Here is a 20,201-nt window from a genome sequence, read left to right as displayed (position 1 = left end):
CTGCCATTCGGTGTCAAATACCTGTGTCTGAGAAGTTGCCTGAAACCGCTGTCTGACACCGGTTTTCAGGCAACTATTTGCGTGGTTTCGGCTTCTGTTGTCCGCCATCGAATCGGCGGTGCGCGCCCGTGCCGGGGTGTCGTACAGTCCGACGGCGCTTGACCCGCGCACCGTACGGTAGCGGACATATCGGGCGGGGGCCTTTGGCTACAATGGCTCAAAGCACTTGGGGAGCCGTGATGTCCGATATGGTCGTTGTTCGCAAGGAGGGCCTGTACTGCGTGCCGGGCCAGTTTTATATCGATCCGTGGCGGCCGGTGGAGCGTGCCGTCATCACGCACGGCCATGGCGACCATGCCCGCGTCGGCCACGGCCACTACCTGGCGGCCGAGCCGGGCGTGGGCATCCTGAAGTCGCGCCTGGGCGATATCACCGTGCAGGGCCTGGCCTACGGCGAAGTGGTGGAGCATAACGGCGTGCGCATCTCGCTGCACCCGGCCGGCCACGTGCTGGGGTCGAGCCAGGTGCGGATGGAATGCGGCGGCGAAGTGTGGGTCGCGTCGGGCGACTACAAGGTCGAGGGCGACGCCACGTGCGCGCCGTTCGAGCCCGTGCGCTGTCATGCCTTCATCACGGAATCGACCTTCGGCCTGCCGATCTACCGGTGGGAGCCGCAGCAGCAGACCTTCGACGACATCAACGCCTGGTGGCGCAAGAACGTGGCCGAGGGCCGTGCCAGCCTGATGCTGTGCTACTCCTTCGGCAAGGCCCAGCGCATCCTGTCCGGGCTGGACGCCAGCATCGGCCCCATCATCTGCCACGGCTCCGTCGAGCCGCTCAATCGCGTCTACCGGGCTGCCGGCGTGCCCCTGCCCGAAACGCGGATGGTGACGGACGTCGACAAGGCCGACATCAAGCGCAGCATCATCATCGCGCCGCCGTCGGCCGGCGGCTCCACGTGGGTCAAGCGCTTCGGCGACTTCAGCGACGCCTTCGCCAGCGGCTGGATGCTGCTGCGCGGCGCACGCCGTCGCCGTGGCGTGGACCGGGGCTTCGTGCTGTCCGACCATGCCGACTGGCCCGGCCTGATGGCCGCCATCAAGGCCACCGAGGCCGAGCGGGTCATCGTCACGCACGGCTCGATTCCCACGATGGTGCGCTGGCTGTGCCAGAACGGCCTGGATGCGAAAGGCTTCGACACGGAATACGGCGACGACGAAGCGGAGAACGCGGCCGAGGCAGGGGCGGCGGCCGAAGGCGTCGTCGCGCAGGAAGTCGTCGAGGCGGCTGCGGAAGAACCCGATCCCGTCGCCAAGCGCTGGGCCGTGAAGGAAAAGGCCGACGCCGCGCGCGCCGCCGGCACGGCCGAAGCGCGCCGCCGGGTCGACCGGGCCGGCGAGGAGGAATCCGATGCGTGAATTCGCGCGCCTGTACGCCGATCTCGACGAGACCACGGCCACCAACCGCAAGCTCGAGGCGCTGAAGGCATACTTCGCCAGCGCCTCGCCGGAAAATGCCGCGTGGGCCGTCTACTTCCTGGCCGGCGGCAAGCCACGCCAGGCCGTGCCGGTCAAGCTGCTGCGCCAGTACGCCACCGAATACGCGGGGCTGGACGAATGGCTGTTCGACGAGTGCTACCACGCCGTCGGCGACCTGGCCGAGACGATTGCCCACATCCTGCCGGCGCCGAAGACGCAAAGCGACATCGGCCTGGCCACGTGGATCGAGCAGCGCATCGCACCCCTGCGCGGGGCCGCGCCCGAGACCATCCGCCAGGCCCTGTTCAGCTACTGGGACGAACTGGAAACGCGCGAGCGCTTCCTGCTCGTCAAACTGATCGGCGGCGGTTTTCGCGTCGGCGTCTCCAAGCTCCTCGTCACACGCGCGTTGTCCGTCATCGCGGCGGTGGATTCGAAGCTGATCGCCCAGCGGCTGATGGGCTGGACGGACGGCAGCGTCAGCCCCACCGCGCAAGGCTTCCTGCAACTGATCGCCGAGCAGTCGGACCAGGAACACGCGATGCGGGGCGGCCAGCCTTACCCCTTCTTCCTGGCCCACCAGTTGCAGGCCGCGCCAGAAACCCTGGGCGCGCTGGAAGACTGGCAGGTGGAGTGGAAGTACGACGGCATGCGCGCACAGCTGGTGGCGCGGGGCGGCGCCAACTGGCTGTGGTCGCGCGGCGAGGACCTGATCACGGAACGCTTCCCCGAGGTGGCCGCGATCCGCCTGCCGGACGGCACCGTCGTCGACGGCGAGCTCCTGATCTGGCAACCGGGCAGCGAGATGCCGGCGCCGTTCGCCGACCTGCAGAAGCGTATCGGCCGCAAGACCTTGTCGGCCAAGCTGCTGGGCGAGCTGCCGGCCGCGCTGGTGGCGTATGACCTGCTGGAACTCGATGGCGTCGACTTGCGCAAGCTGCCCCAGTGCGAGCGCCGCACCCTGCTCGAGCAGCTGGTCGAGCGCGTGGCGCTGCCCGCATTGCGCATCTCGCCGCTGGTCAAGGCGGCCAGCTGGGAAGAGCTGGCGACGATCCGCGCCGAGTCGCGCGCCCGTGGTGTGGAAGGCATGATGATCAAGGCCAGTGCGGCCCAGTATGGCGTGGGCCGCACCAAGGACGTCGGCACATGGTGGAAGTGGAAGATCGATCCGTACAGCGTCGATGCGGTGCTGATCTACGCCCAGGCCGGCAGCGGCCGGCGCGCTTCGCTGTACACGGACTACACCTTCGCCGTGTGGGACAGCGACGGCGACGGCAAGCGCCAGCTGGTGCCGTTCGCGAAAGCGTATTCGGGCCTGACGGATGCCGAGATCGCCCAGGTCGACAATGCCGTGCGCCGCACCACCATCGAGAAGTTCGGCCCCGTGCGCAGCGTCAAGCCCACGATGGTGTTCGAGATCGGCTTCGAGGGCATCGCCGCTTCGCCCCGCCACAAGTCCGGCATCGCCGTGCGCTTCCCCCGCATCCTGCGCCGGCGCGAGGACAAGAGCGTCGAGGATGCCGACACGCTGGACGCACTGAAAGGGCTGCTGGCGCAGGCCAGCCTGGTCGCATGAACCGGCGCGAGGCGGCGGGCGAGGTGGCGGGCTGGTTCGCCAAACGGGGCTGGAAGGTGTTCCCGTTCCAGCGCGCCGTGTGGCAGGCGGCCGCCGCCGGCGAATCGGGCCTGCTGCATGCCACCACCGGTTCCGGCAAGACCTTCGCCGTGTGGTTCGCCGCGTTGCAGCGGGCCATGTGCGCCAGGCCTGCGCGCAAGCGCGGCCTGCGCGTGCTGTGGATCACGCCGATGCGGGCGCTGGCGGCCGATACGCTGCGCGCGCTGCAGGAATCCAGCGCGGAGCTGATGCCCGGCTGGGTCATCGACGCGCGCACGGGCGACACGTCGTCCGCGGCCCGCGCGCGCCAGGCCAGGCATTTGCCGGACGCCCTGATCACGACGCCGGAAAGCCTGACCCTGATGCTGTCGAAGGCGGACGCCGTCACGCAGTTCGCCATGCTCGACATGGTCATCATCGACGAGTGGCATGAGCTGATGGGGAACAAGCGGGGCGTGCAGACGCAGCTTGCGCTGGCGCGGCTGCGACGCTTCAGCTTTGACGCGGGCAACGGCGCGCTGGTGGTGTGGGGCCTGTCGGCCACCCTGGGCAACCTGGCCCGCGCCAAGGAAGTGCTGCTGGGCCCAGGCCTGGAAGGCGTGACGGTGGAAGGCAGCATCCGCAAGGACCTGTCGGTCGATACCCTGATTCCCGCCAACCCGTCGCGCTTCCCGTGGGCCGGCCACCTGGGCATCCAGATGCTGCCGGCAGTGGTCGACGAGATCGAAGGCAATGCCACCACCCTGGTGTTCTGCAATACCCGTTCGCAGGCCGAGCTGTGGTACCAGAACATGCTGGAGGCGCGGCCCGACTGGGCCGGCATCATCGCCCTGCACCACGGCTCGCTCGACAAGGCCGTGCGCGACTGGGTCGAGCTGGGCCTGAAGAAGGGCGAACTGAAAGCCGTCGTGTGCACGTCCAGCCTGGACCTGGGGGTCGACTTCCTCCCCGTCGAACGGGTGCTGCAGATCGGCAGCGCCAAGGGCGTGGCGCGGCTGCTGCAACGGGCCGGCCGCTCCGGCCATGCGCCCGGTCGGGCCTCGCGCGTGACCCTGGTGCCCACGCACAGCCTGGAACTGCTGGAGGCGGCCGGCGCCATCCAGGCCGTCAAGGACCGCGATATCGAGGCCCGCACCGTGCCGGAAAAGCCGCTGGACGTGCTGGTGCAGCACCTGGTGACGGTGGCGCTGGGCGGGGGCTTCCGCTCGGAAGACCTGTTCGACGAAGTGCGGCTGGCCTGGTCCTACCGCAACCTGACGGAACAGGAGTGGCAGTGGGCGCTGGACTTCGTCGCCCGCGGCGGCCAGAGCCTGACGGTCTACCCGGAATACCGCCGCGTGCTGCCGGACGAGGAGGGCGTCTACCGCGTGCCGGACGTGGCGCTGGGCCGGCGCCACCGCATGGGCATCGGCACCATCGTGTCCGAGGCGATGATCCAGGTGAAGTACCAGAGCGGCGGCCGCATCGGCACGGTGGAGGAGGGCTTCATCTCGCGGCTGAACAAGGGCGACAACTTCCTGTTCGGCGGGCGCATCCTGGAATTCATTCGCGTGCATGAAATGACGGCCTACGTGAAGCGGGCCACGGGCGCCAAGGGCGCCGTGCCGCGCTGGCAGGGCGGCAAGATGCCGCTGTCGTCCGAGCTGGCGCATGCGGCGCTGGAGCAGATGCGGCTGGTCACCGAAGGCGTCTACAGCGGCCCGGAGATGGTGGCCATCGCGCCGCTGCTGGAGATCCAGGCGCGCTGGTCGGCACTGCCCACGCCGCAGCGCACCGTCATCGAGAGCCTGCACAGCCGCGAGGGTCACCACCTGTTCGTCTACCCGTTCGCGGGCCGGGCCGTGCATATCGGCCTGGCCTCGCTGTTCGCGTTTCGCATCGGGCGCATGCAGCCCATCACGTTCTCGATCGCCGTCAACGACTACGGCTTCGAGCTGCTGGCGCCCGACAACGTCGACTGGCCGGCCATCTTCGCCGCCCCGCACGGGCGCGACGTGGCGCTGTTTTCCACCGAACGCCTGCTGGAGGACGTGCTGGCCAGCCTGAACGCCACCGAGATGTCGCAGCGGCGCTTCCGCGAAATCGCCCGCATTGCCGGCCTGATCTTCCAGGGCTACCCGGGCCAGCCGAAAAGCAACCGGCAGCTGCAGGCGTCGTCGTCGCTGTTCTTCGAGGTGTTTCGCAAGCACGACGCCGGCAACCTGCTGCTGACGCAGGCCCAGCGCGAAGTGCTGGAGCAGGAGCTGGAACTGAACCGGCTGCGCGCCACCTTGGAAGAGCTTCAGGGGCGCGCCGTCAGCTACCACGAAACGAAGCGCGCCACGCCATTCGGCTTCGCGCTGATGGTCGAGCGCTTCCGCGAGAAGCTGACGACGGAAAAGCTGTCGGACCGGGTGGCGCGCGTGCTGCGCGAGCTGGAGAAGGCGGCCGGGCCATGAGCGCCGTGCCCGTGCTGCTGGCTGGCGAGGAAGTGCTGCTGCTGGCGCAGAAGGCCTTGTACTGGCCGCGCGAACGCATGCTCGTCATCGCCGATATCCATTTCGGCAAGGCGGCGTCGTTCCGCGCGCTGGGCGTGCCCGTCCCGCGCGGCACGACGACGGAAAACCTGGCCGGGCTCGATGCGCTGCTGGCAGTCCACGACGTCCGCCACATCCTGTTCCTGGGCGATTTCCTGCATGCCCGGGCCGCCCATGCCTCGTCGACCCTGGCGGCCATGCTGGCCTGGCGTACGCGCCATCCGACCCTGGCGTTGACCCTCGTACGGGGCAACCACGACAAGCATGCCGGCGACCCGTCCGCACAGCTGGGGCTGGCGATGGTGGACGAACCTCACACGCTGGGACCGTTTGCCTTCTGCCACCACCCGGACCTGGCAGTGGACGGCTACGTGCTGGCCGGCCACGTGCATCCCGTCTACCGGTTGCGCTCGGGACGCGAATCGATGCGCCTGCCATGCTTCCAGGTGGGGCCGCGCCGGGCCATCCTGCCGTCCTTCGGTTCCTTCACGGGCGGTCACGAGATCGTGCCGGCGGCGGGGGACATGCTGTACCTGGCCGTCGAGGAATCCATTTTCCCTTTGGCAAGCCAGTAGGCCGTGTCCTACACCGACACCTGAAAGTGTCCTATATTTCCTGTTCAGTGCTTGCACTACCATGAATGCTCCTGTTGCCCGTTCGTCATAACAATGATCGTCGCTGGTCGGTGAAGCGGACAGGCACAGGAAATCCCCCCTCACTCCACGTCAAAAATCCCCCAATGCAGCACTTCAGGAGAATTGATCATGGCATCATCGAATCAGGGTAACAATCGAGGTAGCCGACAAGGCGAGGCCCAGGGCAGCACCCCAGGCAACAAGCAAAGCGCGACCCGTAACCGCGGCTTCGCGTCGATGGATCCGCAGCGTCAGCGCGAGATCGCTTCCGAAGGGGGACGTGCAGCGCATGCCAAGGGCACCGCGCACGAATTCACGTCCGAAGAAGCACGCCGTGCCGGGGCCATGAGCCACAAGAACGGCAATCGCCAGAGCGCTACCCGCAGCGCTGGCACCAGCGGCGCCAGCAGCGAGCAGGGCGCGCAGCCCAACCAGACCAACGCCCGCGGCGACAATCGCCAGGGCTGACCAGGGAATGACGTCAAGGAGATAAGCATGACTCCATCTGACACCTCCCGCAAGAACAAGAACAGCGAAGAGAACTTCGTGCTCGTGGACACCGAGCACCCCGGCATCGGTAATGTCGACTTCCCGGAAACGGAAGTCAGAAGAGTCGACAAGCCGATTCCGGGCAACCGCCAGAGCGTGGACTCCGGTTCGCGCCAGGGTGGCGAGCCGCCGGGCGCCGAGGGGGGCGCACCGGGGTCCGAGTCCAGTTCCGGAGTTTGAGATTGGGCCCGGCTTGCCGGGCCCTTTTGCTTTGTGTGAAAAAATCCGCCGCGGCGGATTTTTTTATTGGTGCAGCTCGCCTATTTAGTGGCCCAGCTGCTTGTGCTCGCCGATATCCGTCGGCTTCTTGCCCGTGATGACGGATTTGGCCAGCGCGAACAGGGTCACCATCTTGCTGTTGCCCGTGTCCCAGTACTCGGCCGAACGGATCTGCACCTTGATCAGGGCCAGGTGCGGGTCGTCCAGTCCTTCGGGGAACCAGGCCTTGACGGACGGCTTCCACAGCTCTTCCATCTTGGCGCGGTCATGCAGCAGTTCGGCGCGGCCCGCCACGGAAACGTACAGGTGGTCGTCGACGTCGGCGAAGCTGACATTGACGGACGGGTTGTTCAGCAGGTGGCCCGTGAATTCCTCCTGGTCGGACACGAAGAACCACATCGCGCCGTCGGCATCGAGCTGCTGGCTCGTCATCGGCCGGCTCGTCAGCTGGCCGTCTTCATCGCTGGTGGTGAACATGCCGAACTTGACGTCCTTGATGCGTTTACTCAGCTCGTCCAGTTCGTCCTTGGTGAAAATCGTCATGATGGCTCCCTTAGTTTGTCCAGAACAAAGCACGACAATACGCCGACAGTGCCGCTCCTTCTGTACGCTGGCGTACATGTGTCTCGTAGCGATGCCGGTTTGATAACAAATCACAACAAGATTTGTATCGCAACATTTCTGGCGATTGACTCCGCAAATGATAATCATTATCATTTGTAGAGAATCTATAGAATGAACCTATTGCCGGGCCAGGAAAGTATCCAATTGAGCGAGAACGTCACCCCCCAACAGGCCAGCGCCGGCCCGGCCCGCGCCAGCCGCGCCGGATGGCTGCGTCAGCTGCACCAATGGCACTGGATCAGCTCGGCCTTGTGCCTGCTCGGCATGTTCCTGTTCAGTATTACGGGGATCACCCTGAACCATGCCTCCGATATCGAGGCCAAGCCCGTCGTCGTGCGCAAGGCGGCGACGGCGCCGCCCGCGCTGGTGGCGCAGCTGTCCGCCTTCGCCAGTGAGCACGACGGCGATACGGCGCCGTTGCCGGCGGCGGCCGAGGACTGGCTGCGCGCCACGTGGTCGGTCAAGGCGGGCGGGCGCGAGGCCGAATGGTCCGTCGACGAAGTCTACCTGCCGCTGCCCAAGGCAGGCGGCGACGCCTGGGTGCGCATCGGCCTGGAAGACGGTGCGGCCGAATTCGAAAATACGGACCGGGGCTGGATCTCCTGGCTGAACGACGTCCACAAGGGCCGCAACACGGGCACGGCGTGGATCTGGTTCATCGACATCTTCGCCGGCCTGTGCCTCGTGTTCTGCATCACGGGCCTGCTGATCCTGAAATTCCATGCCACCAACCGACCCTTCACGTGGCCGATGGTCGGGCTGGGCATCCTCGTTCCCGTTGTGATCGCATTGCTGTTCATCCATTAAACCTTTCCACCACAGGCACATCATGAAATTACGCTATTCCATCGCGCTCAGCCTGCCGCTGATCAGTGCATCGGCGATGGCGGCCGACCTGGCCCTGAAATTCGAACTTCCGCAACTGAACGTGGCCGAGTACCACAAGCCCTACCTCGCCGCGTGGATGGAAAACGCGGACCAGAAGGTGGTCGCCAACCTGGCCGTGCTGTACGACGTGAAGAAAAAGGACAATGTCGGCACCAAGTGGGTCAAGGACATGCGCCAGTGGTGGCGCAAGACGGGGCGCGACCTGACCTTGCCGCTGGACGGCGTCAGCGGCGCCACCCGCGCGCCGGGCGAGCACACCTTGACCTTCCCCGTGGCGAAAGAGGCGCTGAACCAGCTGCCGGCCGGCCAGTATCAGCTGGTGGTGGAAGCGGCACGCGAAGCGGGTGGACGTGAGCTGGTGAAGATTCCCGTCACCTGGCCGCCGAAAAAGGCGCAGGAGTTCTCCGCAAAGGGCAAGGAAGAACTGGGCAACGTGATCGTGCAAGTCAAACCTTAAGGATGGCCATGAAATTGCAGAAAACCCTGATCGCCCTGGCCCTGGCCGGCGCGGCATTCTCCGCCCACGCACACAAGCCGTGGCTGCTGCCGTCGTCGACCCTGGTCGAAGCGAAGGAAGCATGGGTCACGGTGGACGCCGCCGTGTCCGAAGGCCTGTTCGACATCGACCACGTGCCCGTCAAGCTCGACGGCATCACGGTGACGGGCCCGGATGGCGCCACCGTGCCGCTGGAGAACGCCAGCACGGGCAAGCTGCGCAGCACCTTCGACGTCAAGATGACGAAGAACGGCACCTACCGCATCGCCCTCGTGTCGCAGAACGTGTTCGCCAGCTGGAAGGCCAACGGCGAGACGAAGCGCTGGCGGGGCCTGGAGTCCGACATGGCCAAGCAGGTGCCTGCCGACGCCCAGGAACTGAAGGTGTCGCGCACCAAAGGCCGGCTGGAGACCTTCGTTTCGGCCAATACGCCGGACAACGCCATCTTCAAGCCTTCCGGCAGCGGCCTGGAACTGGTGCCGGTGACGCACCCGAACGACATGCGAGCGGGCGAGAAGGCCACGTGGCGCTTCCTGCTGGACGGCAAACCGGCCGCAAACCAGGCCTTCAGCCTGATTCCGGGCGGCGTGCGTTATCGCGGCACCCTGGGCGAGATCCGTCAGAACACGGATGCCAAGGGCGAGATCACGTTTACCATTCCCGCCGCCGGCATGTACCTGGTCAGCGCCAGCTGGCCTGCCGCCGCACCGGCCCAGCCGGGCCAGCCGCCGCAGATGCCGCCGCTGCGCATGACGTACGCGGCCACCGTCGAAGTGCTGCCGCAGTAAGCATGCGCAAGGTCCTGCTGCCGCACGCCATCTCTCCCGCCACGCCGGCCCCCGGCGCGGGCATCGCCACCTGCCACGGCACCAGCATGGGCACCAGCTGGTCCGTGCGGCTGGTCGAGGACGGCGCGCCGGCAGGACACTGGCAGGCGGCGCTGCAGGACCAGCTCGACGGCGTGGTGGCGCAGATGAGCCACTGGGAGGCGGACTCCGACCTGGGCCGCTTCAACCGCGCGGCGGCCGGCACCTGGCAGGTGCTGCCGCAAGCCTTCTTCGACGTACTGGCCTTCGCGCTGGACGTGTGCGACGCCTCCGGCGGCGCCTGCGATCCGTGCGCCGGGGCGCTCGTCAACCTGTGGGGCTTCGGCCCCGTGAACCGCTACAACCAGCCCGGTTTCGTCGCCCCCACCCATGAGCAGGTGGCGCGGGCGCTGGCCGAACGCGCTGGCCGCCACGTGCGCCTGGACGCCGAAGGGCGGCGTGCCTGGCAACCGGGCGGCGTGCAGCTGGACCTTTCCGCCATCGCCAAGGGCCATGCCGTCGATCGGCTGGCCCGATACCTGGAAGGGCAGGGCGTCGCGCACTACCTGGTGGACGTGGGCGGCGAACTGCGCGGCGCTGGCGTCAAGCCGGACGGCCAGCCGTGGTGGGTGGCGCTGGAGCAGCCGCCCGATGCGGCCGCCGGGGACGACGGCATCGTCGTCGCGCTGCACGGCCTGGCCGTGGCCACGTCGGGCGACTACCGGCGCTTTTTCACCGACGGTGGCCACCGCTATCCCCATACCATCGACCCGCGCAGCGGCCGGCCCATCGACAGCGGCGTCGCCGCCGTCACCGTCGTCGACCCCAGCTGCATGGCGGCCGATGCCTGGTCCACCGCGCTGACGGTGCTGGGCGTGGAGCAGGGCCTGGCCCTGGCCGAACGGCGCGGCCTGGCGGCACGCTTCCTGGCGCGCCGGGCCGACGGCACCTTGCTTGACACGGCCAGCAGCCGCTTCACGGCCATGCTGGAAGAGGGCGATCCCGCATGATGATCGTAACCGGCGACACCACCCGGCTGGCGCTGACGGCAGCCAGCTTCGCCGCCTACGGCCTGGCCTGCCTGCTGCCCTGGCTGCGCCAGCGCAAGAAGCGCGCGGCAGCCAAGGCCACTGGCAGCGACGGCTGGATCGTCGCGCATGCCAGTCAGACGGGCACCGGCGCGGAACTGGCCGAGCAGACCGCCGCCACCTTGCGCCTGGCCGGCATCGGCGTGCGCCTGTGCGAGATCGGTGCGCTGACGGCCGAGACCTTGCAGCAGACCGAGCGCATCCTGTTCATCGCCAGCACCTATGGCGAAGGCGATGCGCCCGATGCGGCCGCCGCGTTTGCCGACGCGCTGATGGCGCGCCAGCTGCCCCTGCCGCGCCTGCACTACGGCGTGCTGGCGCTGGGCGACCGCAGCTATGCCCACTTCTGCGGCTTCGGCCGCGCGCTGGACGGCTGGCTGGCAGCGCAGGGCGCCCAGCCCCTGTTCGAGCGCATCGACGTCGACCGCGGCGCAGCGCCCGCCATCGGCCTGTGGCGCCAGCAACTGAGCCACCTGGCCGGCACCAGCGATGCGCCGGACTGGGGCGCGCCGGCATTCGCGCCGTGGCGCCTGGCCGCGCGCCACCTGGTCAACCCGGGCAGCGCGGGCGCGCCCGTCTACCATGTCGAGCTGTTGCCCGAAACTGGCGAGCTGCCGGCGTGGCAGTCGGGCGACCTGGTGCAGGTGGCGGCACCGGCAGACCCGGACCATCCGCGCGAGTATTCGATCGCCTCGATTCCAGCCGACGGCCGCGTGCACCTGCTGGTGCGCTTGCACCGGCACGACGACGGTTCCCCGGGTGTCGCCTCGGGCTGGCTGTGCGCAGGGGCTGCCGTCGGTGCCACGGTGGCACTGCGGCTGCGCCAGCACCGCCGCTTCCGGCTGGAGGAAAACTTCGCCCGCCCGCTGATCCTCATCGGCAACGGCAGCGGCATCGCCGGCCTGCGCGGCCACCTGCGCGCCCGCGCGGCCGTCGGCCAAGGCCGCAACTGGCTGCTGTTCGGCGAACGCAACGCCGCCCACGACCTGCACTACGGCGCCGAGCTGCACGCGCTGCGCGACGCCGGCATGCTGGAACGGCTGGACCTGGCCTTCTCGCGTGACCAGCCCGAACGCCTGTACGTCCAGGACGTGCTGCGTCGGCAGGCCGGCGCGCTGGCCGAATGGATGCGCCAGGACGCCGCCATCTACGTCTGCGGCAGCCTCGACGGCATGGCCGGCGGCGTCGACACGGCCCTGCGCGACATTCTCGGCAAGGAGCAGGTCGACGCCCTCGCCACCCAGGGGCGCTACCGGCGCGACGTCTACTGAACGTGACCGCCGGGTTTGAAGTCCGCGATTCAGGCGTGTGAATCAGACACTGAATTACCTCTATTGCGTTTGTTGCTCGAAAACCGGTGACGACACCGTTTGCAGGCAACATATTTATCCGTTGACAATTTCTTCGACCGACTTGAGGCGTCTTCCCGCCGTCATGCTGCAAAGTATGTATCTTTAAAACGACAATATTGCCTACCGCTACCGAACTTTATTTGGTGATGCTGCGCTACAACAAATATTACGTTCTTGTTGGTAATTTTCTTGCGATGTTGCCAACTAATGCCAAAAATACGTAAAACAGCGTAAGTTTGCTCATCCATAATAAAACGAGATGAGCAATTGACCACAAGTCGAATGGCTCGTCGCTTGTGCTTCTCGATCACCAGGCGTTGGCTTCGACCTCCCAGGAATCCGGATAGGCGAAACGGCGGCGGTTATTTTCATTGCTCATTGTTTTCTTTTCGAACAGGGAGTAATGAATGGTGTTGCAACAGAAAATTGGTGTCCGCTCCGTCCGCCTGGCGTTGAGCGTCCTGGCAGGTTCGGCCATGCTGACGGGCTTCGCGTCCGCCCAAGAGCAGCCGATGCAGCGGGTCGAAGTGACCGGTTCGGCCATCAAGCGTATCGCCGCCGAGAGCGCACTGCCCGTGCAGCGCCTGTCGGCCGAGACCATCGCCCGTACCGGCGCCCAGAACGTCGCCGAACTGATCCAGGCCCTGCCCGCGATGCAGGGCTTCACGAGCGAAGCCATTGCCGCCGGTACCGACTCCGGTGGCCGCGCCTCCGCGTCGATCCACGGCCTGGGCGAAGACTACACGCTGGTGCTGCTGAACGGCCGCCGTATCGCGCCGCAAGGCTCGGGCAGCGCCGTCAACCTGAACGCCATTCCCATGTCCGCGGTCGAGCGCGTCGAGATCCTGACCGACGGCGCCTCGGCCCTGTACGGCTCGGACGCCATCGGCGGCGTCATCAACTTCTGGCTGAAGGAAAACTTCCAGGGCGCCAACGTCGAAGCGACCTACAGCCAGCCGGGCGAAAGCCACGCCGGCCGCCAGCAGAACATCAACCTGACGGTGGGCTACGGCGACCTGGACACGGACCGCTTCAACATCATCGCGACCTACCGTCATGACGAGCGCGTGCAGTTGAAGGCCACCGACCGCGAATTCGCCAAGACCGCCTACGTGCCATTCGGCCTGAACGGCACCAACTACATCTACGACCGCACCAGCGCGGCGACCGTGCCGGCCAACGTGGCCGTCACGTTCAACGATCCGAAGCTGCCGTCGATCGGCTTCAGCCCCTACCTGAAGAAGAACGGCAACTGCCCGACCCTGAACTTCGTCAGCCTGGCCAACACGGCGACGACGCAGAACTGCGCCTTCGACTTCGCGTCGACGATCGAGATCGTCCCGCAAAGCAAGCGCGACACCTTCTTCAGCCGCGGCGCCTTCAAGCTGACCGAAGGCGTGCAGCTGTTCGCCGAAGTGTCGCTGTCGCGTTTCGACCTGACCGCCCGCATCGCCCCGAACACGGCGCCGTTCACCATCGCCGCCGGTTCGGAGATGTTCAACACCAACGTGCTGCCTTACCTGACCCCGGCCCAGGCCGCCAGCGTGAAGACCGTCTCGGGCAACTACCGGACCTATGACTGGGGCACCCGCGACAGCCAGACCATCACCGAAGCGCAGCACTTCGTCGTCGGCGCCAAGGGCGACCTGGGCGCGTGGGCCTTCGACACGGGCGTGACGTGGTCGCGTAACCAGATCGACGAGCGCTATGTCGGCGGCTACGTACTGAACAATGAATTCCGCGCCATGCTGGCGAACCGTTCCTTCGATCCGTTCGCACCGATCGGCGCGCAGAGCGATGCCACCAAGCAGCTGATCGAAAACTCGATCTTCCAAGGCTCCGTGCGTACCGCATCGACCACCCTGAAAGGCGTCGACGCGCACGCTTCGCGCGAACTGTTCACCCTGCCAGCCGGCAAGGTCCAGGTCGCTGTCGGCGCGGACTACCGCCAGTACCGCTACGAGCAGTCGCCGTCGCAGGCCGCCGCCAGCGGCAAGGTGTACAACCTGAACACGCCGCCTGCCTACGACCTGTCGCGCGACAACTACGGTGCCTTCTTCGAACTGGTGGTACCGGTCGTGAAGTCGCTGGAAGTGACGGCATCGGGCCGCTACGACGTCATCACCGCCGTCGACAATGGCATCACCGGCAAGGAAATGGGCAACAAGGAAAATGCCTCGACCTACAAGCTGAGCGCCCGCTGGCAGCCGGTACAGACCGTGCTGGTGCGCGGTTCCTACGGCACCGGCTTCAAGGCCCCGTCGATGCTCGACATCGGCCAGCCGCTGGTCAACGCCGGCTTCACGTCCGGCAGCTACACCTGCCCGATCCCGGATGCCAACCTGTGCCGTCCAGGCAAGAGCCAGTACAACGTCATGTCCGGCGGTAACGAGAACCTGGCGCCCGAGAAGTCGAAGCAGTACACCGTGGGCGTACGTTGGGAGCCGAGCAAGAACTTCGTCATCGGCGCCGACCTGTGGGATGTGCGCATGCGCGACAAGGTGTCGGCGATCAGCGAAACGCAGATCTTCAACAACGTCGACCTGTTCCGCGACCTGTTCACCACCTACACGGAACCGGCCACCGGCAACACGTACTGGGCGCAGAAGTCGCTGTCCGTCAATATCGGCCAGACCCACTACCGCGGCATCGACTGGGACACCACCGTAACCCAGCGCTTCGGTTTCGGCAAGCTGACCAGCGCGCTGGCCGGCACCTACCTGATGAAGGCCGACTACACGCTGGCCGGCACCAAGGACCAGTGGACCAGCAACATGAACTTCTTCGGTTCGGATAACAACGTGGCCTTCCGCCACGTGGTTCGCCTGTCGACTGCGCTGGAAACGGGTGCCTTCACCAACACGCTGATCGCCAACTACCGCAACGGCTACACGGACGCGTCGGCCACCGTGCGCAACCTGTCGACCAACGCGAACGAAACGCTGCGCCTGCACGTGCCGTCCTACCTGACGTTCGACTGGCAAGGCCGCTGGATGATCACGAAGGCCGCGTCGCTGCGCGCCGGCGTGAAGAACATCGCCGACCGCTCGCCGCCGTTCTCGCTGCGTTCCTCGTCCGGCCACCAGGTGGGCTTCGACCCGCGCTACGCCGACCCGCTGGGCCGCACCTTCTACCTGACCGGCGCTTACTCGTTCTAAGCCAAGCTCCGTCGGTAAAATGAAACGCCCCGTGTACGCGAGTGCACGGGGCGTTTTTTCATGTGCGGCTTCAGCGAGCGGAAACTTCGGCTGCGTCCTCGGTGGCCAGTTCCAGGCCCCGCTGCAGGCTCGAGATGCTGGGGTTGTCGATGAAGACGCAGCGCTTGCCCGTGCGCTTGCAGAAATCCTTGACGCGCCAGTAGGCGCTGTGGCTGATGCAGCCGGTCTGGCAGATCACCAGGTCGGCCGCCGCCAGGCTGGCCTCGAGCCGGCCTGCGTTGTCTTCCAGGCCGCCGTCATGGTGGGCGAACTGGGCACCGGCCCGCTCGATCATGGCGCGGTAGGTCGCCACGTTGCCGCTGCGCCCGCCCACGCACAGGACACTGCGGTCGGCCAGCCGGATCGGCAGGCGCACGATGTGTTCGACCACGGGCCCAGCCGGTGCCGGCTCGTGGGCCGGGTCCAGCGGGGCGGCAGGGCTGACCGCTTCCAGCTGCGCCTGGGTCTGCATCAGCAGCTTGCGCAGGTCCGCGATCTGGCTGCGCAGGGCCCGTTCCCGTTCGTCCGTCTGGGCCAGCCGGTGAGCCAGGCGTTCGCGCGTTTCCAGGCCGGGGATGGCATTGCGCAGCTGCTCCAGTTCCGTGCGCAGCGAGTCGACGATGCTGTCCCGCCCCACCAGCTGGGCACGCAACTGCATCAGCGCGGCGGCATGGCGGTCCTGTTCGGCCGTGCGCTCGAGCTGCATGGCGGCGCTGCGCTGCTGCAGCCGCGCCACTTCGCGCGTCAGGCTGGCGTTTTCGTCGACGACACTGTTGAAGCGGTGCAGGTCGGCGCGGGTACAGGCGCCTGCCTGGTGCTGGATCATGTGCAGGTCGCGGCACATCTTCTCTTCCAGCTCGGGCGTGCAGCGGGGGTGCGTCAGGCCCGTCCAGAAGGCGCCGGCAACGTCGCCGCTGGCCACGGCGCCCAGCCACAGCTCGGCCAGGGCTTCCGTCGTGCGGGCGGCGCGGAAGCGCACGATGATGGCCGCGTAGCGCCGTTCCAGTTCCTTCTGCAGGGCCTCGGACAGGCGGTTGCGCGTGCCGCACTCGCTGACGGCGCCCACGTGGACTTCGTAGTCGTCCGCCAGGATCTTGCCGCCGGCGACCTTGCCGACCAGTTTGCGCAGCGCGCCCAGCGGAATGCCGACGCCCACCAGCGGGCAGTGGCAGGTATGGGACAGTTCCCAGATGCGGCGCCGGCGCGACGTCTGCGCAACGGCGTCTTCCGGCACGGCCGGCAGGGCATGTTTATCGCACATGGTCAAGCCGCCTGCGGCGCCGGCCGGGTACGCGCCATGATGCGGCTGAGGAAGCCGTCTTCCTTCTTCCTCGGCTGCGGCAGCGAGCGTTCGACGATGCCGGCCCATTGCTCCGACAGCTGCTGGCAGGTGGCGGCCAGCACGGGTGCCATGCCGGGCAGGGTGGACAGCGCCTTCAGGTGCCGTTCGATGACGGCGGCCAGCTTGACGCAGGCATGGCCCTCGCTCGCCGTGTAGTGCGACATCAGGTGCAGCACGGCCGACAGCATCAGTTCGGGCTGGGCACTGCCGGCAGCCGGTGTCAGGTAGATCGGATCGGTATGGTCGATAGCCATCGGAATTCTCCTTGGGACTTTGGCTGGCTACCGTCAGGTTGGCTGGCTGGGTGAAAACGCTGCCGCGTCATGGGCGATGCAGGGCCGTGCAGGGCACGACAGGCGTCAGGCGGTCAGGATGAGCTTGTTCAACTGGGTGATGCGCAGGCGGTAGATGCGGCCCGCGTGTTCGATTTCGACTTCGCGGCGGTCCTGCATCAGGCCGCTGGTGGTGAAGCGCTGCACAGGCTGCGGCTGCCGTTGGACCGGCTGGGTTGGCACGATGGCCGGGTTGGCTTGCATGGTCGGAGTCTGCATGGTGGTTGGCCTCAAATAAGAATGATTCGCATTTGCATTATTGGCCTGTGCTGTAGAAAATGCAAGCGATTTTTGTGCTTGCCGCAGCGGAGGTTCCTGGCAAAATGCAAGCGACGCCGCGCAAGGCATCGGAGGGCGGGCCACAAAAAATGGCCCGCCGAAGCGGGCCAAAGCTGGATGCAACAATCAAGCGGACGAACAATGGGGGTGCCGAAGGCTCAGGCCGTTGCGACCAGTTGTGCCGGTTGGGCGGCCGGTGCGGCCGTGCTGGTGGTCGCGGCGGCGGCGGCGGCATCGGCGGCAGCCTTGCTACGGCTCGCTGCGCTCTTGGCCCGCGAACGGGAAGGGGGCAGGCGGCGCAAGGTCTTCAGCGCTTCCGGGTCCTTGATGCCGATGGTGCGCTGGTCGACCGTGATCAGGCCGATTTCGTTAAAGGCCGACAAGGTGCGGCTCACGGTTTCCAGCGTCAGGCCCAGGTAGCTGCCGATTTCGTGGCGCGTCATGCGCAGGTTGAACAGTTTGCTGGAGTAACCCATCTGCGAGAAGCGCTCGGCCAGCGACACGAGGAAGCGGGCCACGCGGGCTTCGGCGCTGAGGGCGCCGAGCATGCCGATCATGGCCTGCTCGCGCACCAGCTCACGGCTCATGACGCCGTACATCATGTTTTCCAGTTCCAGGTGGACGCGGCCCAGCGCCGTCAGTTTCTTGAACGGCAGCAGGATCAGGTCGCAGTCGGACAGGGCCACGGCCTCGGACGCATACTGGCAGCTGTGGATGCCGTCCACGCCCAGCATGTCACCTTTCATGGGGAAGCTCAACACCTGCTCGTTGCCGAACTCATCGATCAGCACGGTTTTCAGGAAGCCGGAGTTGACGATATACAGCGTATCGAAGGGCTGGCCGATCGTATGGATGCGCTGGCCCGTCTTGAATTGCACGTGCTGGAACAGCAGTTCTTCGGAATTGATGGCCGCGGCGGACGGAATATGAAGCAGATCGCACACTTCCTTCAGGTTCGACCAGAGCCGGCCCTGGCGCTGGCGACCCGCTTCCATCGATTGGGGGGTTGCCGTTGCTGCGGCACGGTTTTCGGACAATTGCGTGGGGAGCATGCTGATCTCCTGGTTCAGGTCATATGATGTCGGGACATTCGGACTAACAAGCCGCCGGGACAAGGGAAAGCGGTTTGTCGACTACCGGTTATTGTGCTGTCGCAGAAAATCCATCGGATCGGACTTTACCCGCTCGAATTACTGGCTGCGCGGCAACTTCACTGGAATGGTTTCAGTATGCCAACGGGGGGAGGCCATGCATATCGGCATGCGCTGAATGTGGCGTAGGAGCCGCCTACATCACGTAGGAATCATCCTACTTCGAGCAACCGGTCGTCACAGCGCGTACAGAGGGAAAAGCGGGGGTAGGAGCGGGCCCCGGCAGGGCCCGCCGGGTTCAGGCCTTGAACGGCGAGAGTAGCTTATGCGCAACTGCGTATTGAACCATTTCGGACAGGGAACTCATGCCCATCTTCTGCATGATGCGGGTCTTGTGGGTGCTGACGGTCTTGACCGACAGGTGCAGGCTGTTGGCGATCTCCGTGATCGACTTGCCCGACACCAGCAGCGAGAACACTTCGAACTCGCGGTCCGACAGTTGCTTGTGCAGCAGGCTTTCGTTCGGCTGCATGATGTTCAGCGCCAGCTGCTCGGCAACCTCGGTACTGATATATGGGCGACCCGACGCCACCTTGCGGATCGCACCCACCAGCTGGGTGCCGGCGCTTTCCTTCGTCAGGTAGCCCTGGGCGCCGGCGCGGATGGCCCGCACCGCATATTGTTCTTCCTCGTGCATCGTCAGGATCAGGATGGCCAGCTTGGGCGCCTCGCTGCGGATCTGACGGATCAGGTCGACGCCGCTGCGCCCCGGCATCGACAGGTCCAGCAGCAGCAGGTCGAAGCCGCCCTGGCGCACGTGGCGCAGCACTTCGAAGCCGTCCACCGCTTCGCCGGTGATGTCGATATCGGGAGCACCGTCGAGAATGCGCTTGAGCCCCTCGCGCATGATGGTGTGGTCGTCGGCGATGACAATTCTGATCATAGGGTAGGTATGGGACGTCGAGTTTCTGTTGTTGCAACTATAAACCGCGTAAAAAGCGCCGTATTGCGCAAACCCGCCAGCGCCGGCCTCATTCCACCGGCTCCTTCAGCAGGCGGTGCACCAGCACCGGCAGCTTCGAATGCGACAGCACCTTGTTCGTCACGCTGCCCAGCAGCAGCTGGCCCCAGCCGCTGCGCCCGTGCGAGCCGATGAAGATCAGGTTGCAGTCGTGCTGTTCGGCCACGTCGACGATCTTCAGCGCGGCACTGTCGGCAAAGGCCGTGATGCTGTGGCAGGGCACGTTCTTGCGGCCGCAGGCGTCGACGATGGACTGGGTGTGTTCGCGCCCCGCGCGCTCCATGGCGGCGCGATATTCGTCCTCGCTTGGGTAACTGGGCGGAATGATCTCCACATATATGGGATACTGGTATTCCGGTGCCACGAACAGGGCCAGTACTTCGGCCCCCATCTGCTGGGCGAACGACACGCCGGCGCAGGCCGTCATGCGCGACACCGCCGAGCCGTCGGTCGTGATCAGGATCTTGCGGTACATGGCGGCCTCCGGTCAGTGCGTACGGCGGAACCGGGCATCATGCAGGCCATGCCCGGGGGCGGCGGTGCTGACAAAGAGTCGGTCCCATGCGCGCAATTGTAGTCCGAATTAAGTTCCTTGTCTGGATGTAAAGATTTGATCTTGCTCAAGAGTGAACGCGGTCTTACGCAAGCTTGCTTCGAAAACCATGTTTGTATA

Annotated in this window: 20 protein-coding genes; 12 read left to right on the top strand and 8 right to left on the bottom strand. The window is 66.1% G+C overall.

Annotation, left to right across the window (positions count from 1 at the left end):
• Positions 1 to 239 precede the first annotated feature (239 nt).
• From GM672_RS08555 to GM672_RS08530, 6 genes are all read left to right on the top strand, one after another.
• Positions 240 to 1,418, top strand: coding sequence for a ligase-associated DNA damage response exonuclease (locus GM672_RS08555; RefSeq protein WP_155470103.1), 1,179 nt, complete (start codon positions 240 to 242; stop codon positions 1,416 to 1,418).
• On the top strand, positions 1,411 to 3,054 hold the full coding sequence (locus tag GM672_RS08550) for an ATP-dependent DNA ligase (RefSeq protein ID WP_155470102.1): 1,644 nt from the start codon (positions 1,411 to 1,413) through the stop codon (positions 3,052 to 3,054). Before GM672_RS08555 ends, GM672_RS08550 begins: the two co-directional genes overlap by 8 nt.
• A complete protein-coding gene (locus GM672_RS08545) occupies positions 3,051 to 5,531 on the top strand; it encodes a ligase-associated DNA damage response DEXH box helicase (RefSeq protein WP_155470101.1) in 2,481 nt (826 codons plus the stop codon). Before GM672_RS08550 ends, GM672_RS08545 begins: the two co-directional genes overlap by 4 nt.
• Positions 5,528 to 6,184 (top strand): ligase-associated DNA damage response endonuclease PdeM, encoded by a 657-nt coding sequence (gene pdeM / locus GM672_RS08540; protein WP_155470100.1) that lies wholly within the window; start codon positions 5,528 to 5,530, stop codon positions 6,182 to 6,184. Before GM672_RS08545 ends, pdeM begins: the two co-directional genes overlap by 4 nt.
• A 189-nt stretch (positions 6,185 to 6,373) precedes the next feature.
• Positions 6,374 to 6,712 (top strand): KGG domain-containing protein, encoded by a 339-nt coding sequence (locus tag GM672_RS08535; protein WP_155470099.1) that lies wholly within the window; start codon positions 6,374 to 6,376, stop codon positions 6,710 to 6,712.
• Between the two features lie 27 nt (positions 6,713 to 6,739).
• Positions 6,740 to 6,973, top strand: coding sequence for a hypothetical protein (locus GM672_RS08530; protein WP_155470098.1), 234 nt, complete (start codon positions 6,740 to 6,742; stop codon positions 6,971 to 6,973).
• Positions 6,974 to 7,057: 84 nt separating this feature from the next.
• Here GM672_RS08530 and GM672_RS08525 read toward each other — a convergent pair whose 3' ends face one another.
• Positions 7,058 to 7,555: a pyridoxamine 5'-phosphate oxidase family protein gene (locus GM672_RS08525; RefSeq protein WP_155470097.1), complete on the bottom strand. Its 498-nt coding sequence runs from the start codon at positions 7,553 to 7,555 to the stop codon at positions 7,058 to 7,060.
• 225 nt (positions 7,556 to 7,780) lie between these two features.
• Here GM672_RS08525 and GM672_RS08520 point away from each other — a divergent pair, with 225 nt between their 5' ends.
• From GM672_RS08520 to GM672_RS08500, 5 genes are read left to right on the top strand one after another with little or no spacing between them, the layout of a single operon-like run.
• Complete coding sequence (locus GM672_RS08520; RefSeq protein ID WP_229417628.1) at positions 7,781 to 8,443, top strand: PepSY-associated TM helix domain-containing protein; 663 nt, start codon at positions 7,781 to 7,783, stop codon at positions 8,441 to 8,443.
• Positions 8,444 to 8,465: 22 nt separating this feature from the next.
• The gene (locus GM672_RS08515; protein ID WP_155470095.1) at positions 8,466 to 8,981 is read left to right on the top strand and encodes a DUF2271 domain-containing protein; all 516 of its coding nucleotides are present in this window, start codon (positions 8,466 to 8,468) and stop codon (positions 8,979 to 8,981) included.
• An 8-nt stretch (positions 8,982 to 8,989) separates the two neighbouring features.
• On the top strand, positions 8,990 to 9,808 hold the full coding sequence (locus GM672_RS08510; protein ID WP_155470094.1) for a DUF4198 domain-containing protein: 819 nt from the start codon (positions 8,990 to 8,992) through the stop codon (positions 9,806 to 9,808).
• Positions 9,809 to 9,810: 2 nt separating this feature from the next.
• Complete coding sequence (locus GM672_RS08505; RefSeq protein ID WP_155470093.1) at positions 9,811 to 10,836, top strand: FAD:protein FMN transferase; 1,026 nt, start codon at positions 9,811 to 9,813, stop codon at positions 10,834 to 10,836.
• Positions 10,836 to 12,185: a flavodoxin domain-containing protein gene (locus tag GM672_RS08500; RefSeq protein ID WP_155470134.1), complete on the top strand. Its 1,350-nt coding sequence runs from the start codon at positions 10,836 to 10,838 to the stop codon at positions 12,183 to 12,185. The genes GM672_RS08505 and GM672_RS08500 overlap by 1 nt, the downstream gene beginning before the upstream one ends.
• A 388-nt stretch (positions 12,186 to 12,573) precedes the next feature.
• Here GM672_RS08500 and GM672_RS28295 read toward each other — a convergent pair whose 3' ends face one another.
• Positions 12,574 to 12,744: a hypothetical protein gene (locus tag GM672_RS28295; protein ID WP_170299985.1), complete on the bottom strand. Its 171-nt coding sequence runs from the start codon at positions 12,742 to 12,744 to the stop codon at positions 12,574 to 12,576.
• Between GM672_RS28295 and GM672_RS08495 the strand changes: the two genes are divergently transcribed.
• Entirely contained in the window at positions 12,743 to 15,424 is a 2,682-nt protein-coding gene (locus GM672_RS08495) for a TonB-dependent receptor (RefSeq protein ID WP_229417627.1), read from the top strand. The two genes, GM672_RS28295 and GM672_RS08495, sit on opposite strands and share 2 nt — an antisense overlap.
• Positions 15,425 to 15,494: 70 nt before the next feature.
• On the opposite strand, the gene GM672_RS08490 is transcribed toward GM672_RS08495, so the two are convergent.
• From GM672_RS08490 to GM672_RS08465, 6 genes are all read right to left on the bottom strand, one after another.
• Positions 15,495 to 16,724: a DUF2325 domain-containing protein gene (locus tag GM672_RS08490; RefSeq protein ID WP_155470091.1), complete on the bottom strand. Its 1,230-nt coding sequence runs from the start codon at positions 16,722 to 16,724 to the stop codon at positions 15,495 to 15,497.
• 2 nt (positions 16,725 to 16,726) lie between these two features.
• A complete protein-coding gene (locus GM672_RS08485) occupies positions 16,727 to 17,059 on the bottom strand; it encodes a hypothetical protein (RefSeq protein ID WP_155470090.1) in 333 nt (110 codons plus the stop codon).
• Positions 17,060 to 17,164: 105 nt separating this feature from the next.
• Entirely contained in the window at positions 17,165 to 17,356 is a 192-nt protein-coding gene (gene hemP / locus GM672_RS08480; protein ID WP_229417626.1) for a hemin uptake protein HemP, read from the bottom strand.
• 218 nt (positions 17,357 to 17,574) lie between these two features.
• Positions 17,575 to 18,411, bottom strand: a complete 837-nt coding sequence (locus tag GM672_RS08475) for a Crp/Fnr family transcriptional regulator (RefSeq protein WP_155470132.1) — start codon at positions 18,409 to 18,411, stop codon at positions 17,575 to 17,577.
• A 394-nt stretch (positions 18,412 to 18,805) separates the two neighbouring features.
• Entirely contained in the window at positions 18,806 to 19,450 is a 645-nt protein-coding gene (locus GM672_RS08470) for a response regulator (protein ID WP_155470089.1), read from the bottom strand.
• An 88-nt stretch (positions 19,451 to 19,538) separates the two neighbouring features.
• A complete protein-coding gene (locus GM672_RS08465) occupies positions 19,539 to 20,003 on the bottom strand; it encodes a universal stress protein (RefSeq protein WP_155470088.1) in 465 nt (154 codons plus the stop codon).
• Between the last annotated feature and the right edge of the window lie 198 nt (positions 20,004 to 20,201).

It is taken from the genome of Pseudoduganella buxea, from assembly GCF_009720835.1.
GTDB classification, from domain to species: Bacteria; Pseudomonadota; Gammaproteobacteria; order Burkholderiales; family Burkholderiaceae_D; genus Rugamonas; species Rugamonas buxea.
The sequence above is the reverse complement of the archived record's forward strand: the minus strand, read 5'-3'. Positions and strand labels throughout refer to the sequence as shown.

Bases quoted from the DNA above. Each gene is read 5' to 3' on its own strand.
- GM672_RS08500 (WP_155470134.1), top strand. From the start codon at position 10,836: ATGATCGTAACCGGCGACACCACCCGGCTGGCGCTGACGGCAGCCAGC.
- GM672_RS28295 (WP_170299985.1), bottom strand. From the start codon at position 12,744: ATGGCCGAACCTGCCAGGACGCTCAACGCCAGGCGGACGGAGCGGACA.
- GM672_RS08525 (WP_155470097.1), bottom strand. From the start codon at position 7,555: ATGACGATTTTCACCAAGGACGAACTGGACGAGCTGAGTAAACGCATC.
- GM672_RS08490 (WP_155470091.1), bottom strand. From the start codon at position 16,724: ATGTGCGATAAACATGCCCTGCCGGCCGTGCCGGAAGACGCCGTTGCG.
- GM672_RS08505 (WP_155470093.1), top strand. From the start codon at position 9,811: ATGCGCAAGGTCCTGCTGCCGCACGCCATCTCTCCCGCCACGCCGGCC.
- pdeM (WP_155470100.1), top strand. From the start codon at position 5,528: ATGAGCGCCGTGCCCGTGCTGCTGGCTGGCGAGGAAGTGCTGCTGCTG.
- GM672_RS08510 (WP_155470094.1), top strand. From the start codon at position 8,990: ATGAAATTGCAGAAAACCCTGATCGCCCTGGCCCTGGCCGGCGCGGCA.
- GM672_RS08495 (WP_229417627.1), top strand. From the start codon at position 12,743: ATGCTGACGGGCTTCGCGTCCGCCCAAGAGCAGCCGATGCAGCGGGTC.
- GM672_RS08530 (WP_155470098.1), top strand. From the start codon at position 6,740: ATGACTCCATCTGACACCTCCCGCAAGAACAAGAACAGCGAAGAGAAC.
- GM672_RS08535 (WP_155470099.1), top strand. From the start codon at position 6,374: ATGGCATCATCGAATCAGGGTAACAATCGAGGTAGCCGACAAGGCGAG.
- GM672_RS08550 (WP_155470102.1), top strand. From the start codon at position 1,411: ATGCGTGAATTCGCGCGCCTGTACGCCGATCTCGACGAGACCACGGCC.
- hemP (WP_229417626.1), bottom strand. From the start codon at position 17,356: ATGCAGACTCCGACCATGCAAGCCAACCCGGCCATCGTGCCAACCCAG.
- GM672_RS08475 (WP_155470132.1), bottom strand. From the start codon at position 18,411: ATGGAAGCGGGTCGCCAGCGCCAGGGCCGGCTCTGGTCGAACCTGAAG.
- GM672_RS08470 (WP_155470089.1), bottom strand. From the start codon at position 19,450: ATGATCAGAATTGTCATCGCCGACGACCACACCATCATGCGCGAGGGG.
- GM672_RS08485 (WP_155470090.1), bottom strand. From the start codon at position 17,059: ATGGCTATCGACCATACCGATCCGATCTACCTGACACCGGCTGCCGGC.
- GM672_RS08515 (WP_155470095.1), top strand. From the start codon at position 8,466: ATGAAATTACGCTATTCCATCGCGCTCAGCCTGCCGCTGATCAGTGCA.
- GM672_RS08555 (WP_155470103.1), top strand. From the start codon at position 240: ATGTCCGATATGGTCGTTGTTCGCAAGGAGGGCCTGTACTGCGTGCCG.
- GM672_RS08465 (WP_155470088.1), bottom strand. From the start codon at position 20,003: ATGTACCGCAAGATCCTGATCACGACCGACGGCTCGGCGGTGTCGCGC.
- GM672_RS08545 (WP_155470101.1), top strand. From the start codon at position 3,051: ATGAACCGGCGCGAGGCGGCGGGCGAGGTGGCGGGCTGGTTCGCCAAA.